We start from the raw sequence: 17,466 nt of genomic DNA, 5'->3' as shown, positions 1-17,466 counted from the left end.
ACATCCTCTCTGTTTTGTATTGTTGAACTCAAAGATTACTGAATGCCTGTGCTATAATGATTCATGTGTTCACATAATATGAGATGAAATTAGAGGATTAACAGATGAATGATGAGAAACAGAGTCAAAATATTGATGCAGATGACAAGTGGAACCACGAGGAACGGACAAGAAAGAGTTGGGATCAGCTGATTAAAAATCCAATACGGCAAGATGTGGTGAAACTGGCATGGCCGATTCTGATTGAACTTCTATTAGGTTCACTTTTCGGCATGATTGATATGATGATGCTCGGATGGATTGCAGATAAGGCTTTGTCCGCAGCTTCAGTAGCTGCAGTCGGAATCACAAATCAGCCTATGTTTATTGGACTTTCTTTAGCCCAGGCACTAAATGTCGGGGGAACAGCAATGATTGCAAGATATGTAGGAGCGAAGCAGCCTCATAAAGTGGATTCTGTGTTGAAGCATGTGATTCTCCTCAATATCTTTGTCTTGGCTATCCCGCTTGCGACTTTTGGTCTTGTCTTTACTGAGGAGATCATGAGGTTCATGGGGGCTGAAGCGGACACCATATCTGCTGGAAGCACCTATTTCAAGGTCATTATGGTGGGGTATCTTTTCCAGAGCTTCAACATGTCCATTACTGCGGCACTGCGTGGAATTGGAGAAACCAAAGCACCTATGAGAATTAATCTTAGAGTCAATTTTCTAAATGTCATAGGAAATGCGGTACTCATCTATGGTCTTCTTTTCTTCCCGGCACTAGGAGTCACAGGAGCTGGTGTCTCTACGGCGTTGTCTCAAGTGGTGGCTAGTGTGCTGATGGTTCGGTTTGTTACGAGAAAGGACAGTCCGCTGAAACTTGATCTTCGGAAAAAATTCAAATACAACAAGATTGTGATTCAGAACCTGATTAAAGTAGGGGTGCCAGCTTCATTGGAGTCACTGGCCCTAAGAATCGGTGTCATGATGTTTGTCAGGATTGTTGCAAGTTTAGGAACCGTTGTATATGCATCACACCAAATTGCATTGAGTATTCTTGGCCTTTCTTTTCAGCCAGGTCAAGCTTTCGGGATAGCAGCATCTTCTATGGTAGGAAGATCGCTGGGGGCACAGAACCTGAAGAAAGCAGAGCTTTATGCAAAAGAGACAAGAAAGATCGGTTCCATCATTTCTACGGGGATGGCACTGCTTTTCTTCTTCTTCGGACCCCAGATTGTCAGTCTGTATACAACGGATCCTGTGATCATTGACAATGCATCCATGGCACTGAAGATTATAGCAGTTGTGCAGCCATTTCAGTCCTCACAGCTGATTTTAGCGGGTGCGTTAAGAGGAGCTGGAGATACGTTCTGGCCACTGGTTGCGACTTTCATCGGTGTATTTGGATTCCGGGTGGTTGTTGCTTATCTTCTCGTTAAGGTTTTAGGACTGGGACTGATGGGCGCTTGGATTGCTGTGCTGATTGACCAGCTGATCAGATGGGTTTTTGTCTATGGAAGATTCCGATCCAATAAATGGAAGTATATTAGAATTCGATAACGGTATATGAATAAAAGCCATCTGCAGAAGCAGATGGCTTTGTTGCGGTTGAATATATTACTCTACGGTAACCGATTTTGCAAGATTTCTTGGCTTGTCCACATCCAGGCCCTTATATAAGGCAACATAATAGGCTAAAAGCTGAAGTGGTACTACTGCAAGAATTGGAGCGATGAGATCCATGGTATTTGGTATGATGATCACTTCATCTGAGAAGTGCTCCACATCGTGATTGTCTTCGAAGGTGATGGCCATAACCTTTGCACCTCGGGAGACTACTTCTTTTATGTTGCTCTGCATTTTTTCAAGAAGATCTCTTTGTGTAAGACTGGCGATGACAGTGATGTCATCTTCGATGAGGGCGATGGAGCCATGTTTTAGTTCACCACCAGGATATGCTTCAGAATGAATGTAAGAAAGCTCCTTTAATTTCAGTGATGCTTCTACAGCAATCTGATAATCAAGACCTCTACCTAAGAAGAACACATCCTTTTCGGTGTGAATCTTATCAGCAAAGTGTTCGATTCGCGTTGTATCTGCTATGATAGAAGCTACTTTTTCAGGTAAGGTCAAGAGCTCTTTTTTCAGATTTTCCAGATAAGACTCTTGCTGTGTGCCTAGGAGCTCTGCAAAATATATGCCAATGCTATAGATCGCTACCAGCATCGTCAGATATGCTTTGGTGGAAGCAACCCCGATTTCAGGACCAGCCCAGGTGTAGAACACATCATCTGCCTCACGTGCAATAGAGCTTCCAACTACATTTGTAATGGCGATTACTCTAGCACCAAACTTTTGTGCTTCTCTGGAAACAGCCAAAGTATCAGCTGTCTCACCGGACTGACTGATGACAATCACAAGAGTTTTAGCATCGATGATTGGATTTCTGTATCTGAACTCTGATGCCACATCTACTTCCACTGGGATTCTAGCAAGGTTCTCGATGGCTACTTTACCGATAAGTCCTGCATTATACGCGGTTCCACAAGCAATGATATAGATTCTGGAGTAGTCTTCCAGCATTTCCTTCGTGATATGGATGTCATCAAGCTTAACCTTCTTGCCAGGAACAATTCTTCCGGTCATGGTATCTTTTAGAGCTTTCGGCTGCTCGTAAATCTCCTTGATGGTGAAATGTGCATAACCGCCTTTTTCTGCAGACTCTGCGCTCCAAGTGATTTCAGTGACTTCTCTTTCGATCTGCTCTCCATCCTGATTGAAGAACTGCAAGCTGTCTTTGCACAATTCTGCAAACTCTCCATCGTTCAGATATACAAAGGATTTTGTGTAATTCAGCACTGCAGGTACATCCGATGCGATAAAATATTCTTTGTCGCCAACGCCCACAACAAGTGGAGAATCTTTTCTGGTTGCTACAATTTTATCGGGCTCATTGAGGGCCATGACTCCTAGAGCATAGCTTCCTTTAAGATCTGCAGCGGCTTTTTTTACAGCTTCCAGCAGGTTTCCACTGTAGTAGTAATCAACTAGATTTGGAATCACTTCTGTGTCTGTATCAGAGTAAAAGACGTAGCCCAGTCCCTGAAGCCTTTCCTTAACTTCCATATAGTTTTCAATAATACCATTGTGCACTACTGAAATCTTGCCATTATTGCTGTTGTGAGGATGGGAGTTCTTGTCCAGAGGAGCACCGTGGGTAGCCCAACGTGTATGTCCTATTCCCATATGACCGTGAACTTTTTCTTCCTGGAGCTTCTCTTCTAGATTTTTAAGTCTTCCAGCTGCTTTTTTGACAGTAAGCTCTCCATCGTGAAGCACGGAGATTCCCGCAGAGTCATATCCTCTGTACTCCAGTCTTGAAAGTCCACTGATGAGAACCTCCGACGCATCCTTGTTTCCTACATAACCGACAATTCCACACATAAAAAAACACCTCTCTAAATATTTTTAGACAGGCTTAATACACCCTGACAGCCTTGTCCCAAAAATCACTTTTTGGATTTCTCTGTCAGATATCGGTAGTGTCTACCGCGAAGCATCCGCCGAAAATTCGATAACTTCGTCCTCGTCAACCTATATCGCTATAGGTTCTGGCGCTATTTCATAGATATGAAATTTCAATATTCATTAAGCCTTCCTTAGGTATTATATCTTAGATTTAACAATTTTACCACATGAAATTCTCAAATACTTATAGAAGAGATGTGAAAAGTATCATGAAATTCTGATGTTTTTTTCGAATCATGAGTTTGAAGCCTAATATTTTCAGTTCTTTTTACGATTTCGGTAAAGAGATAAAAAACAGGTTGCCTTCGCAACCTGTACATTATCCCTGATACTGTTTTAAGATTTCTTCAGCAGTTGGGGCATCTATGTATAAACTATCGGCAAGGCCGCCCTTTAATGCTGCAATGATGACCTCTGTTTTTTCCTTTCCTACAGCAATGAGCATCTTGTTGGGGATTTTTTTTATGACGGACAGAGGAGTAGCAATGACACGGCTGTCCAGTTTTTCGTCCAGCACATTCCCTGATTTGTCGATGAAATGTGAGCAGCAGTCACCAATTCCACCCATTTCACGGACTTCACGATAGCTGTCCTCGTTGATTACGCCCATTTCATACAGTACAGAAGGTCTTTCTAAGTTTCCAACAGAAAAAATCGCAGTGTGACAGCGATCGGCCATATCGAGAATCTCTTTGATCTGACCATCCTGCTTAATGGCGTCAGCGATGAAACTCTGATCCACCATGGCGGGAGCAGGAATCTGATAGCCTGTTCCATTGACACAGTCCACGAAATTCTTCAAAATATCTAGAGCACCTGACTCATATACAGCTCTCGAAAAACCTCCACTGAGCTGAATGACGGAAACTCCTTTCAAACGGAGTGAAGGGAGCTGCTTGGCAAGAACCGCTAGAGTATGGCCCCAGTGGACTCCTAAAATGGAGTCATTTTTCAGGAAGCGGGGAAGATCTTCAGCAAGAGCACCACATACATCTTGAAGAAGAACCTGTCTGTTGCCAACAAGATCAGGAATAATGACAGCACGCCTTAGAGGGAATTTCTCTGTCAGTTCTTTTTCCAACTCGCTGTAAGACAATACAGATTCTTTCACGCGGACCTCAATCAGGCCAATGTCCATGGCATTTTTAAGGAGTCTGCTGACAGAGGATTTGCTGATACCTTCTTTTTCAGCGATTTCCACTTGCCCCATGTTCAGTTCATAGTACATTTTTGAGATGCGCAATATTTGGCTGATTTTCGTTGTATCCATACTTCCTCCGTTTGATAACTGATAATTTCAAAATATAGATAATTCTTGTTTCTGTCAAGGTTTTCAGCATTATAATCAATATTGGGGAATTTTTTCAGTGTATTTGGGAGAAATCTCGTAATTACATCCGGGGGATTTTTGTGATTTGGGAAAATTCCCAGATGCCTATTGATTTTTCCCAAAACGAGGATTATGATGAGAGAAATAAAAGAAGTAAACGTTTTTGGAGGTAGAACATGAGTGTTGTAACTTTGATTGGATCTGGACAGATGGCTTCAGCTCTTTCTTTTCCACTGATAGAGAATGGACATGAAGTCCGGCTGGTGGGTAGCCCACTGGATGGAGACATCATAGATCGCTTAAGACAGGACAGATATCATATAAATTTGAAAAGAACTCTGCATGATGGAATCAGATATTATAAAATAGAGGATCTGAATGAATCATTACAAGATGCAGATTTGGTAGTATGCGGAGTTTCCAGTTTCGGAGTAGACTGGTTTGCGGATGAAATCCTTCCCGTGCTGGATGAAGACATCCCGGTTTTATCCGTGACAAAGGGGATGCTCAATGAAGAAGATGGCAGCCTTGTCACTTATCCAGAGTACTGGGAACGAAAACTGCAGACAGGCAGTAAGTTGGGGATTTACGCCATTGGGGGGCCATGTACAGCCAGAGACTTGTCTGACCATGATCAGTCTTTTGTGGGATTCTGTGGAAGAAATCTGGAAAAACTCAAATGGATCAGGTCCTTGTTTGAGACGGATTACTATGTGATCAGTCTGACAGAGGATGTGGTTGGACTTGAATCGGCAGTGGCTTTAAAAAATGGATATGCCTTGGGCACTGCCTTGGCGATCGGAATGGCTGAAAAACTTGGAGATGATGGTGTAGACCATAATAATTCCGAAGCGGCTCTATTTCAGCAGAGTGTCAAAGAAATGATGGAGCTTCTCAAGATTGTGGGGGGAAGACCAGAAAATATCATGTTTGCCGCAGGAGATCTCAATGTTACTGTGGCAGCGGGCAGAAGCAGAACCGTGGGACTTCTTCTTGGAAAAGGATATCCCATCGAAGCTGTTATGGAAGAGCTGAAAGGGCAGACCTTGGAGGCTGTTGTTATTGCAACAAGAACTGCGGAAGCGGTAAAAGCGCTGGCAAAGAGAGGGATTGTGAACGTAGAGGATTATCCGCTTCTAATGCATGTGGATGGCCTACTCAATCATGGGGAAAAGCTGAATATCCCATGGAAGAAATTCCAGAAAATCATGTAATCATAAACATCAAATAAATAAAAAGGGGTAATACACATGAATTATTTTTTAGGATTGGACTTGGGGACTGGAAGCCTGAAAACTGTACTTTTTGATGTGAATGGGAAGGAGGTTGCTGTTTCCGAGATGGAGTATCCTTTGTATCAGCCAGAGAATGGCTGGTCTGAACAGGATCCGGAAGATTGGTATCAGGCATCCATAGAGACCATAAGAAATGTCATGAAGAAGAGTGGTGTGCCTGCAGAGTCTGTGAAAGGCCTTGGTATCTCAGGGCAGATGATGGGGGCTGTCATGATGGATCAAGATGGAAAAGAGCTGAGAAGAGCAATCTTATGGAACGACGGAAGAACTTCAGAAGCCTGCGAACACGTGAGAGAGATCGTTGGGGATGATCTTTTTATGAAATATTCCCTTACACCTGCAAGACCAGGTCTTACAGCTGCAAAGATCCAATGGGTGAAGGATAATGAGCCGGAACTTTATAAAAAGGTTGCCCACATCCATCTTCCAAAAGACTATTTGAGATACCGTCTGACTGGAGAATATGCAACTGAGGTGTCTGATGCTTCAGCAATGCAGCTTCTGGATATTCCCAACAGAAAATGGGCAACGGAAATTTTGGGAAAAATGGATCTTACAGAGGAGATGCTTGGAAAAGTATACGAGTCCCATGAGATTACAGGATACATCCTTCCTGAAGTTGCAGAAGCTTCAGGCCTCACCACAGCCTGTGCGGTTGTTGGTGGTGCCAGTGATAATGCGGCCGCGGGGGTCGGAACAGGCATTGTTTCCCCTGGACGTGCTATGACAACAATCGGCACATCGGGTACTGTCTTTGCTTATTCAGAAAAACCGCTTCTGGATCCTCATAAATCTGTATACACATTTTGCATGCCGATTCCAGGTGCGTGGCATTATATGGGCAGTGTGAACTCTGCGGGAGGTTCATTGAAATGGTGGAGAAACAATTTCTATCCAGAAGACCTGGAATATGAGGCCATCAATAAGGATGCACTTTCTTCGGCTATTGGCGCAAACAGACTGGTTTATCTGCCTTATCTTAACGGCGAGCAGTCTCCACATTTCAATCTGACTTGTAGAGGTTCCTTTGTTGGACTGGCAGCGATACACACGAAAGCCGACATGACCCGTGCGGTGATGGAAGGTGTTACCTATGCGCTGAAGGATATTATGTCTGGTATCAGAAATACCGGGGTTGAAGTAGATCATGTGCACATGTGCGGAGGAGGATCTAAGAGTGAATTCTGGAGACAGCTTCTTGCAGATGTGTATGATCTACCTGTATCACTCCCAGCCATGAAGTCTGAAAACAGTGCGGCTCTTGGTGTAGCCATACTGGCTATGGTGGGATGTGGATCCTACGACAGTGTCGTGGATGCATGCAATAGAATCATTAAAATGCGTGATGAGATCTATGCACCGGTTGAAGCGAATGTCGCTGCATATGAAAGTGTATATCATGAGTTTGATGCACTGTATCCAAAGCTGAAAGACAATTTTAAATCTATACTGTCATTATAAGATAAAAGAAAGGAACGAAAGAAGAATGAGAATAGCAATCGGTTGTGACGAAGCAGCTTATGATCTGAAGCATATCATAATGAAGCATTTAGAAATGAAAGGCATTGAGGTGAAAGACTTTGGATCCCTCAAAGATGAATCGGTACTTTACCCCGATGTTGCGTATAGCGTGGCCAGTGAAGTTGCTGATGGATCATTTGAAAGAGGAATTCTCCTTTGTGGGACTGGAATTGGAATGGCCATCACAGCCAATAAAGTGCCAGGGATCCGTGCAGCTGTATGCCATGACCCCTATTCAACAGAAAGATCAAGAAAAAGCAACAACTGCCAGATTATGACCATGGGTGCCAGGGTGGTAGCTCCTGAACTGGCCACCTATCTTTTGGATATTTGGCTGGCATCAGATTTTTCCTGTGGAGGATCCCAAGCGAAAGTGGATCGGATCACTGAACTTGAAAACCTGAAAAAATAAATCATCGAAATGAAAAGAAACTCTTCCATGTTGGGAGAGTTTCTTTTCCTCTTATATTGTCCTATGATTTAGTCTACTGTAAGATGCGAACCATCACAATAGGGAGGAGTCTTCGTCTGCTTGCAGTTGCAGAGTGCCTTGGCACCGCTTTCCTCCACCGTGAACAAGAGAGGGATAATATCTGTTGTACCTTTGTGGCTGCCATCACAGAAGGGCTGTGATGAACTTTTTCCGCAAGCACACCAATAACGAGTTTCTCCAGCATTCATATCAATCAGAATCGGACCGTTTCCGGCTTTTTGTGGTTGATCCATATTGCACCTCTTTTTCAAATTATTCTGATAGTAGTATATCAAATAAAGCGGTATATACAAAGAAGTATCCACAATTTTACATGTGGATACTTCTTTTTGAAATCAGCCAACAATTTTAAAAGACTGCTCTTCGGAAACCACGGGCAACTCTTTCAGTGTGTAATCTTCAATTTTGAGAAAGCCGTTGCCTTTCATGATCAGAGCGAAAAAGCGTTGAAAAGCCTCAGGTTCACCCTGGATTTCGCATTCTACATGGCCATTTGTCATATTCCGTACTTTTCCTGTCATCTTGAGACGCGTTGCGGTTTCATACGTGAAGAAGCGGAATCCGACACCTTGAACACGGCCTTGAAATATGATGAGATATCGCTTCATACAATCACCTGCTATTTTTTTGATGGTTCGTTTGTTTTCTCTTCGGTTAAAATGGAACCGGTGCGTTCATGTGACGGCTTACGGCTGCCTTTTGACGGAGAAGTATGCGCTGAAGGTTTTTCAGAGACAGGATTTGTGATGTGTTTCACTTTCTGTGTCAAACCTTGAAGTGGATTCAATCCGGATTTTTTTTCGAGTTTTGCCCGGTGTTTTGAAACGGTATAAATATAGTCCAGATAAATTGCGCCTACTACTTTTGCATCCTTGACAAGGTCTCCACCAAGATTATAGAAACCAAGATATTTCTGAAGATGAGAGATGGGCTTGTTTGTGATTCCATACAGATCTTTACTCATTTTCATTGCATCGATGAAAGAGATATGAACCTCTTTATCCAGTTTGATGTTCAGATATGTATGCGTAAAGGGCTGGTTATAGATGATAATGGGCAGGCTGTCAGCATATCTTAAAAATCTTCCTATGGCTTCGTTTAACGGGATGACGTACTTGTTCAATAGAGGGTCTTCTGGTTTCAGTGGAATATAAAGAGAGTCTATCATTTTGCTCTTCTTATAACGAACAGCCTGAAGTGAAGTGACAGTATCGTTATAGGGGTCCTCATCTTTTCTTGAAAGATGAAAAGCGATGAATTCTTCATAAAGAGGATATGCTTCGAAATCTTCAATGATTTCACCTTTATGATTGAAAAGAGCATCTTCCATGATTACCTGTTTATACTGAAGTCTGTCAGGTGAGTAAATAAAATCTTTCAGCACATAGAACAGGGAAATCATAAATCCTACCAGGATATAGATCATTCCGTAAAATATTTCGTCTTTCTGATACTTGTTGTTAAAATATAAAAATGCAAGGAGTAACAATAGAAAAATGTAAGCATAGATAAATTTTCTATTGAAGACCTTTTTGAGTATATCCATATAGTTCCTCCATCTGACATTGCATTATCGTTTTTTTATATTATAGTATGAAATCCACGAAATATATAGTGGGTATCTTCACTCAGCTGATTTGGATAACAGGCAGCTGCACTATGATGCTGATCCGCTGATCCGTGATCTTCTTTGCGTAGATTCTGCCTTGATGAAGATGCACTATACTCTCTGAGATGGCAAGACCTAAACCACTTCCACCTGTTTCACTGGATCTGCTTTTTTCTAATCTGTAAAAACGCTCAAACATTTTTTCAATCTCCTCATCTGTGATATGATCAATGGTATTCTCAAAGGTCAGAGTTGAAAAACCGCTGGCGTCAGCGCCTTCCACTGTAATCAGAATGGGGTCGTTGGTGTATGCGTACTTGATTGCGTTGGAAATCAGATTTTCAAAGAGCCTAACGAGCTGAGGGACATCAGCTTGCAGCACAACGTCTTTGGACTTTGCGGCTTTATGAATCTGAATTCCCCGCTCTTCCGCGATTGGAATCATCTCTTCAATGAGCTGATCCAGGAGATCCACCACGTTCACCGGAGAGAAAACGGATTTATTGTCAGGGCTTTGTAGTTTTGTATACTCAAACAGTTCACTGATCAGTTCTTTCAGACGTTCCGATTTGGAATATGCGATATCGATATATTCATTTTTTTGTTCCGAACTTATTTTTTCTGATTTTGCGAGTCCGAGATAACCGATGATCGAAGTAAGCGGAGTCCGCAAGTCATGGGAAACGTTTGTGATCAGCTCCTGTTTGGTCTTTTCAAGATTTCTTTCCTCTTCAATACGTTCGTCAATGTCCTGAGCCATGAGATTAATGCTCTTAGCCAGATGAGTTAGTTCGTCGTTTCCTTTTACTGGGGCTTTATGTTTTAAGTTCCCGGTGGAGATGATTCGGACGGTATTGGACAGCTCCTGAATATAGTCCATCTTGTTTTTGGTAAGAATCAAAAATCCAGAAATAAAGAAAAAGAATCCGACAAAGATGGAGAGGGAAGTATTATAGGAATAGTAGGGCGTTGTCTGAATGTCAGCGATGGGTGTATCTTTGATGATGAGGTAGATGTCACGCTTCAGGAAGTTCATTGGATACACAAAAATAAGCTCACCGGCGCTGTCTTCATCAATTTGGCCATCTTTGTAAAAGTCGATGTCGTAGGCTGATTTAATGACAGAAAATATATCCACACGAGCTTCCGTGACGTTATCGGTTTTAAACAGAATCTCTCCCTGTAAATCCGTAACCATGAGCTTTAGGGTGCTTGTCCTTGAAAAATCCCTGATGAGGTTTTGCATGGCGTGCTCTAGATTGAACTGTTTGGCATCCGGATTGTTTTCAGAAGGATATCTGGCATTGTCACGCATTTCTTCCGTGATTTCCTCTTCTTCCTTATATCTCAGATCATTCAGCATGCGTTCAGCGATGTCGTTGGCAGAAGCGGAGATGTCCTGCATTCCCTGTTCATAAGAAATAAACTGGTTGAGTGTTACTTTTCTTGTCATATTGAATGTGATGTTGTATGCAAGAAAAGCCAGAACTAAACAGAATGCCACTGCAAAGATCAATTCAAGCTGGATGTTGCTGCTGATTTTAGCGCGTATGAAGTTATCCATTCTCAAAAAGAAACGGTCTATTCTGCTTTCTTTTTGGAGGGCTTTCTTTGTCCGTGACTTCATGAACTTATTTTTCAACTTTGTATCCTACTCCCCAAACGGTTTTAATATATCTTGGGTTTCTAGGGTCGTCTTCGATCTTCTCGCGAAGTTTTCTGATATGAACCATCACCGTATTTTCAGATTCCAGAAACTCCTCTTTCCATACATTCTCATATATTTTTTCCACAGAAAGAACTATGCCTGTATTTCTTGTCATATACTCAAGCATATCAAACTCTGTCTTGGTGAGTTTGATGGACTCACTTCCCTTTTTGACTTCTCTTGTATTGATATTGATGGTGATATCATCTAGAGTCAGCACACTGTCATTTCTAGGTTTATCCGCATTCAATGTATAATATCTTCTCAGCTGTGACTTCACTCGTGCGATGAGTTCCAGCGGGTTAAAAGGCTTGGTGAGATAGTCATCCGCACCTGAAGTAAGGCCAAGAATCTTATCCATATCCTGGCTTTTTGCAGAAAGCATGATTACCGGCATGTTCTTCGTCTTTCGAAGCTCCATACATGCTTGAATACCATCTTTTTTCGGCATCATGATATCGAGAATGATGAGATCCACATGATGCTTCTCAACAGTTTCCAACGCTTCCACTCCATTGCTGGCTTTGATTGTTTCGTATCCTTCATTGCTGAGGTAGATCTCAATGAGATCTCTGATTTCTTTTTCGTCATCTACAATAAGTATGGTCTGTTTTTCCATTGGTACCTCCATTGGCTCACCGGTTCAGTCACCGGAATCCTAGCTATTAGTTCTATTGTATGTAAAACACCTTAAATTGAAGAAGGATAAACCTTAAAAGTTGGTGAAGGTGTTGACTGTAATGAATACTTTCAAAAACATTATACTATAAAATCAATACAGCCAATAGAAATCATTCTTTGTTTTTCACAAGGGATTAATGTCTTCTTAAGAACTTTCAGGTATACTATTCTGTGTGATTAATTCTGAATTGGAAAATGAGAAATGGATTGGGATCCGGATGGGATCTTTCAAATAAAGCTAAGGTGAGCATATGAATAATAAAAAGAAAAAGAAATTCAATAGATATACTGGGCTTTTGATCATCATGATTATAATATTCTCCTTGCTGATCAACGAGATGGTGACTCTTCAAATGATTCATGGAGAAGAATATTCTGCCAGGGCCAATGTGGAGTTTATCAAAAACATAGATTATGCAGCACCAAGAGGGGAAATTCTGGATGCGGATGGCAGGGTGCTTGCAACGTCACTGAAAAGCTATAATCTGATTTATGTAGATACGACTGAATCCAGAAAAGTGCTGTATCAGACCATTGATGAGGTGCGTGCTCTCCTGAGAAGCAGTGGAGAAGAAATCAATGATACGTTCAGTCTGAAGACAGACCCTTTCCGGTTTGAGTTTGGGTCCGAGGATTCTGATTTCATCAGACGATCTGAGCTGAGATGGAAGAAAGATCGTGGAATCAACGATTATCTATTTACAACAGTGCTGCGTGAAGAAACTGGGAAAAGCAAAATATCAGAACTCAATGAGAAGGAGACAGATCAGCTGGACGAATTGATTTTAGCCTTTTCTCCGGAAGATACCTATTACTACCTGATAGAGTTCTATAAGATGTATGAAGCGCTCACACCAACGGCTGAGGAAAAAAAACTGTATGAAAAGATGTCAGGACGTGAAATACACGAAGAGCTTCTAAAAAAGTTCGACTGGGAAACCATCAGAACCTACCTGGTAATCAGAGACAGTATCAGGATGGAAAGTTATCAGGGGTCCAAAGCGGTTACGCTTATGAGCAATATGAAAGAGGAGACAGCGTTCACTTTCTTTCAGCAGTTGAGCAAGCTCCCTGGTATTGATGTGGAGACGAATCCTATTCGGTTATATCCTTATCAGACTACCGCAGCCCACATCATCGGATATCTTAATCCTATTCCTGCAGGTTCCCAGAACTACTATATGGAAAAAGGGTATGATATTTCCAAAGACTACATAGGCGTTTCTGGGATTGAATCCGCTTATGAAGATTGGCTTCGTGGCAGTAAAGGGGTAAAAACCGTTGAAGTGGACAAGAATGGAAGAACCATCAGTGAACTGTTCGAGCTCGAGACCTATCCGGGAAACAATGTTCAGCTCACTTTGGATGCGAATCTTCAGAATACAGCAGAAAAGGTTCTTAGTGATCTGATTTATGAGTACTCTCAAGTGAATACAGTCCATAGAGTTGCCGGATATACACAGAATTCCACCAATGCCACTAGAGGTGCTATTGTTGTAATGGAGGCAGATACGGGAAATATTCTGGCAATGGCAAGCAATCCAAGCTTTGATCCGAATCTTTTCGCTGTTCCAGGCAGGCTGACAAATGAAATGTATCAGGAGTTCTTCACTCCTGATTATAGAGCCTATGCAGAAGAGCTGATTCGTAAAATGAATCTGAGAACCACTGTGAATGAAAAAACCAATGAAACAAGGCCTGCGGTGCCGGAAGATCTGTTTCGGTTCAATGCGGACGGTACAGTGACAGATTTTAATGACATCTATGCGAAACCTTTCTTTAATTATGCGACTCAGGGTCTTGTGCCCTCAGCATCCACATTTAAGGTCATAACAGGTCTTGCAGCGCTGGAGGAAGGCATTCTGACACCCAATACGATCATCCGTGATACTGGCGCTTATACCAATGACCAAGTGGGAAATCCCATCACCAATGATGGTGGAGGAGTTTACGGAAATATCAATCTGGCAAAAGCTCTGGCTAAGTCATCCAACGTCTTCTTTGCGGATGTAGGATATAGGCTCTATAAAGCAAAAGGACTCAACGCCATTGCTGAATGGGCCTGGAAGCTTGGAATGGGTCACGATCCACAAGAGAAGTCCCATAGTACGACAGGGATAGAAATCAACGAGAATATATCAGGTAATGTATACAATCATTATTCTAAAGTAGAAATTACAAAAAGGCTCTTCATGTTTGATGTTGTCGCATTCTTGAATGCAGGAAAAGCCAGAAATACCTCCCGTAGTTTTACACCGATTGATATCGGTATAAACCGGGCGGATGAGGAAAAGAAAGCGCTTGGCAAAGAGAAGATCAAACAAGCGGTTAGAGATGCCTTTGATATTTCTATCGACGATGCAAACAAGTATGTCAGACAGGACTATGCCGAGGTAGTGCAGAGTCTTCGGGAAGCCTTTGAAGAGTACATTGCGATACTGCCTGAAGAGGAAGCAACGGGTCTGGAATCCTCCAAGTTTTATGCAGAGCAGATTGCTGCTAAGATCGTATATGATCAGACAACAGAGATCATAAGCCCTAGAAATGTTCTGAACTCTTCCATCGGACAAGGTGACAACCAGACTTCACTGCTCCAGATTGCCAATGCTCTTGCCACCATAGTCAATGGTGGAACGCGGTATAAAACCAACCTGGTTCAGAGAATCACGGATACGGAAGGGAATGTCATCCAGGAAAATGAACCTGTTGTACTGGAAGAAACGGGTATTAAAGAATCCTCAGTGAATGCGCTGCTTGATGGGCTCCGAGCTTCCACCTTACCAGGTGGTGGTAGTTACAGCACATTTAAAGATTTTCCTATTGCGACTGGAGGGAAAACAGGAACAGCAACATTTAAAGACAATCAGGCAGAAGTTGGACGAGATGCCTTCGGATTGTATACGGCTGTCGCCCCCATTGATGATCCAGAAATCGTCGTGGCAGTTGTGATTTATGATGTGACAAGAGGTGCATTTGTTGTGCCTGCGGCTTTGGCTGTTTTTGAAGAGTACTTTGAGGAGCAGCTGAAAACAGAGTATCCTGACTATGTCCGAAAGTATGAATACGATCTGCCAGAACCCATTACATCTTTTGAGAATCAGGGCAATGGAGATGGTGCTGAAGTGGATACACAACCAGATGAGATAAATGAAAGTAAACCGTAAAAAAAAGTAAGCACAGTTTTGTGCTTACTTTACTCATTTTGAGAGACTGTAATAGGGGATGTATCGCCTTTTCTTGCTGCTTCTATGGCGAGCATCGCAAATTTTTTAAAGTCCTTTGTGGAAGTAGTGGCACCGGATACAACTTCTATCTGATCCGGATCCTGATGGGTTAAGAGACTGTCCACCAACTGGCGGATATACAGTTCTGGCTTGGTTCCCGCGACGGAGAACATTGCTTCGGCGTAGGAGATGTCTTCTGATTTCAATTTGCCTCCGTTTGAAGTGGAACCGATATAATCATACTCCACACTCCCGATTTTCTGGTTTTTCACGTGTAACACAAGATAAGCTTTCCAACCGGTGGAGTCAAAATCATCGAAGGTAACTGAATAAGAACCGTCCTGCAAAGGAGATACAGGTTCTGTAGTACATGAGGACAAAAACAGGGCAATAAATGCCAATACAGCAATAGAGATTATTGATTTTTTCAAACAGATCCCTCCATATAGTTGGATTCTTACTTTATCATAACTGAATTTTAAATTTTATGCAATTTGTTTTGTGGTATTTTGAACTGTTCACTGAATGTGACTTTTTTATCAAAGTTAAGCTGATTTCATTCACAGGAGAACTGATATCTGATATAATATATTTTTGGGATACAGTGCAAGGGGGCGTTACGATGAAAGTGAAAAAATGGGATGTGATCATCATTGGAATATTTGTACTTGCTTCATTTATTCCAGCATTGATATTCACGCTGAATACAAGATCTGCATCAGATGGGTACTATGTGGAAATCAAAGTTCAGGGAGAATTCTATGAAAGAGTTCAACTGACAGGGCATACTGGTAGAGATGAAATACGTATTGAAACTGATCTGGGTGTCAATATTGTGGAGATTATTGATGAGAAAGTCGGTATGTATGAAGCAGACTGTCCTGACAAAGTGTGTTATTCGCCAGAATATATTTCCAGACCTGGTGAGACCATTGTCTGTCTGCCTAATCGAATTGTAATTGAAGTAAAGGGAGAAAAACCACAAGAGGATGATGAGGACATCATCACTGGGTTTAAAAGTGACAACCATGACTAAGACAACCAAAATGATTTTCATTTCACTTATAGTTGCGCAGGCTCTTGTGCTTCACGTGATAGAGGGAATGATTCCTCTGCCTATAGGCATCCCTGGAGCCAAGCTTGGTCTGGCAAATATTTTCACCATCATCTCTCTGTACATTTTGGGATTTAAGTCTACAGTTCTTGTGGTGGGATTAAGAGTTGTTCTTGCAACGATGTTTGGTGGAACACTTTCTTCGTTTTTGTACAGTATCAGTGGGGGGTTTTTAAGTCTTCTGGCCATGGCTGCAGTGAAGAATATATTTAGAGAAAAGGTGACGATCATCGGTGTCAGCGGCGCAGGAGCGGTTAGTCACAATATTGGGCAGCTTGTAGTGGCTTCGATGATTGTCAACAACTGGTCTGTGATGATGTATCTCCCGGTTCTGACGTTCATTGGTATCGGGACTGGAATCTTTATTGGTATTGCGGCGAATTTTATTATCTATCACATGTCAAAGATTACCGCTGTGAAGAAAATCAGTCAGTTGAAAGACTGGGAAATCTTCAGGAAAGAGTCCTAGAATAGATGGTCGGTTGTGCTGAAAGTGCAATCGGCTTTTTTATTTCCTCAGTCAATATGTAAAGGTAATATGAACCAAAAGAAAACTTTGCATGAACTATTGACAATGGGTATGTCAGGTGCTAATATAAAAAGTTATGGATTTGACATTTGAATAAATTTTCTGTATAATCATATATGGAAGTAGGTGGTTATGTGGAATATTTAAAAAATATTACCGACATTCGCAAAGAAATTGAAAAGAATGTAGGACGCGATGTAAAACTGAAAGCCAATGTGGGAAGGCGGAAAATGTATGAGAGTACTGGGACCATTGAGCAGGTTTATCCAAGTATTTTCGTGGTCCGGTTAGACAATGAGTCTAAGGGATGCGTTTCATTCAGTTATTCTGATGTGCTCACAAAAACTGTGACTCTGTCATACAATAATTAGTATGTAAGGTGCTGGCTTGTGCTGGCGCTTCTTTTTTTTTTGCATATTTTCAAAGAATTTGCCATAATAGAGTCTATAT

Annotated in this window: 16 protein-coding genes; 8 read left to right on the top strand and 8 right to left on the bottom strand. The window is 41.9% G+C overall.

The genetic code is table 11. The features are described from left to right. The first annotated feature begins 104 nt into the window (after nt 1-104). Nucleotides 105-1,544, top strand: coding sequence for an MATE family efflux transporter (locus BM243_RS03935; protein WP_083422589.1), 1,440 nt, complete (start codon nt 105-107; stop codon nt 1,542-1,544). Between the two features lie 57 nt (nt 1,545-1,601). On the opposite strand, the gene glmS is transcribed toward BM243_RS03935, so the two are convergent. After that, the gene (gene glmS, locus BM243_RS03930) at nt 1,602-3,428 is read right to left on the bottom strand and encodes a glutamine--fructose-6-phosphate transaminase (isomerizing) (RefSeq protein WP_074910592.1); all 1,827 of its coding nucleotides are present in this window, start codon (nt 3,426-3,428) and stop codon (nt 1,602-1,604) included. A gap of 403 nt (nt 3,429-3,831) precedes the next feature. Next, the gene (locus tag BM243_RS03925; protein WP_074910590.1) at nt 3,832-4,782 is read right to left on the bottom strand and encodes a sugar-binding transcriptional regulator; all 951 of its coding nucleotides are present in this window, start codon (nt 4,780-4,782) and stop codon (nt 3,832-3,834) included. Nucleotides 4,783-5,018: 236 nt separating this feature from the next. On the opposite strand from BM243_RS03925, the gene BM243_RS03920 reads away from it, so the two are divergent. The 3 genes from BM243_RS03920 to rpiB are packed head-to-tail and all read left to right on the top strand — an operon-like array spanning nt 5,019 to nt 8,070. Further along, nucleotides 5,019-6,056: a glycerol-3-phosphate dehydrogenase gene (locus tag BM243_RS03920; RefSeq protein WP_074910587.1), complete on the top strand. Its 1,038-nt coding sequence runs from the start codon at nt 5,019-5,021 to the stop codon at nt 6,054-6,056. A gap of 36 nt (nt 6,057-6,092) precedes the next feature. Further along, nucleotides 6,093-7,598: a xylulokinase gene (gene xylB, locus BM243_RS03915; RefSeq protein WP_074910584.1), complete on the top strand. Its 1,506-nt coding sequence runs from the start codon at nt 6,093-6,095 to the stop codon at nt 7,596-7,598. A gap of 25 nt (nt 7,599-7,623) precedes the next feature. Beyond that, nucleotides 7,624-8,070 carry a ribose 5-phosphate isomerase B gene (rpiB, locus tag BM243_RS03910; RefSeq protein WP_074910582.1) on the top strand — a complete coding sequence of 149 codons (447 nt, stop codon included), beginning with the start codon at nt 7,624-7,626 and terminating at the stop codon, nt 8,068-8,070. A gap of 68 nt (nt 8,071-8,138) precedes the next feature. On the opposite strand, the gene BM243_RS03905 is transcribed toward rpiB, so the two are convergent. The 5 genes from BM243_RS03905 to BM243_RS03885 form a co-directional block, all read right to left on the bottom strand. Next, nucleotides 8,139-8,384 carry a CDGSH iron-sulfur domain-containing protein gene (locus BM243_RS03905; protein ID WP_074910578.1) on the bottom strand — a complete coding sequence of 82 codons (246 nt, stop codon included), beginning with the start codon at nt 8,382-8,384 and terminating at the stop codon, nt 8,139-8,141. 102 nt (nt 8,385-8,486) lie between these two features. Continuing rightward, entirely contained in the window at nt 8,487-8,759 is a 273-nt protein-coding gene (locus BM243_RS03900; RefSeq protein WP_074910575.1) for an acylphosphatase, read from the bottom strand. Nucleotides 8,760-8,770: 11 nt separating this feature from the next. Next, on the bottom strand, nt 8,771-9,697 hold the full coding sequence (locus BM243_RS03895; RefSeq protein WP_074910572.1) for a hypothetical protein: 927 nt from the start codon (nt 9,695-9,697) through the stop codon (nt 8,771-8,773). 82 nt (nt 9,698-9,779) lie between these two features. Further along, complete coding sequence (locus tag BM243_RS03890) at nt 9,780-11,402, bottom strand: sensor histidine kinase (protein ID WP_074910570.1); 1,623 nt, start codon at nt 11,400-11,402, stop codon at nt 9,780-9,782. Further along, nucleotides 11,392-12,087, bottom strand: a complete 696-nt coding sequence (locus BM243_RS03885) for a response regulator transcription factor (RefSeq protein ID WP_074910567.1) — start codon at nt 12,085-12,087, stop codon at nt 11,392-11,394. Before BM243_RS03885 ends, BM243_RS03890 begins: the two co-directional genes overlap by 11 nt. 313 nt (nt 12,088-12,400) lie before the next feature. Between BM243_RS03885 and BM243_RS03880 the strand changes: the two genes are divergently transcribed. Next, nucleotides 12,401-15,313 (top strand): penicillin-binding transpeptidase domain-containing protein, encoded by a 2,913-nt coding sequence (locus tag BM243_RS03880; RefSeq protein ID WP_074910564.1) that lies wholly within the window; start codon nt 12,401-12,403, stop codon nt 15,311-15,313. A 29-nt stretch (nt 15,314-15,342) separates the two neighbouring features. Here the strand turns inward: BM243_RS03880 and BM243_RS03875 are convergent, their stop codons facing one another. Continuing rightward, nucleotides 15,343-15,804 carry an FMN-binding protein gene (locus tag BM243_RS03875; protein WP_074910561.1) on the bottom strand — a complete coding sequence of 154 codons (462 nt, stop codon included), beginning with the start codon at nt 15,802-15,804 and terminating at the stop codon, nt 15,343-15,345. A 191-nt stretch (nt 15,805-15,995) separates the two neighbouring features. Here BM243_RS03875 and BM243_RS03870 point away from each other — a divergent pair, with 191 nt between their 5' ends. The 3 genes from BM243_RS03870 (at nt 15,996) to BM243_RS03860 (ending at nt 17,387) form a co-directional block, all read left to right on the top strand. Then, nucleotides 15,996-16,409, top strand: coding sequence for a NusG domain II-containing protein (locus tag BM243_RS03870; protein WP_074910558.1), 414 nt, complete (start codon nt 15,996-15,998; stop codon nt 16,407-16,409). Continuing rightward, nucleotides 16,402-16,956, top strand: coding sequence for a Gx transporter family protein (locus tag BM243_RS03865; RefSeq protein ID WP_074910555.1), 555 nt, complete (start codon nt 16,402-16,404; stop codon nt 16,954-16,956). The genes BM243_RS03870 and BM243_RS03865 overlap by 8 nt, the downstream gene beginning before the upstream one ends. A 194-nt stretch (nt 16,957-17,150) precedes the next feature. Next, a complete protein-coding gene (locus BM243_RS03860) occupies nt 17,151-17,387 on the top strand; it encodes a Veg family protein (protein WP_074910554.1) in 237 nt (78 codons plus the stop codon). Nucleotides 17,388-17,466: the final 79 nt, after the last annotated feature.

The sequence above is a fragment of the Proteiniclasticum ruminis genome (assembly GCF_900115135.1).
Classification (GTDB): Bacteria; Bacillota; Clostridia; order Clostridiales; family Clostridiaceae; genus Proteiniclasticum; species Proteiniclasticum ruminis_A.
This window is presented reverse-complemented; position numbering and strand designations above follow the sequence as displayed.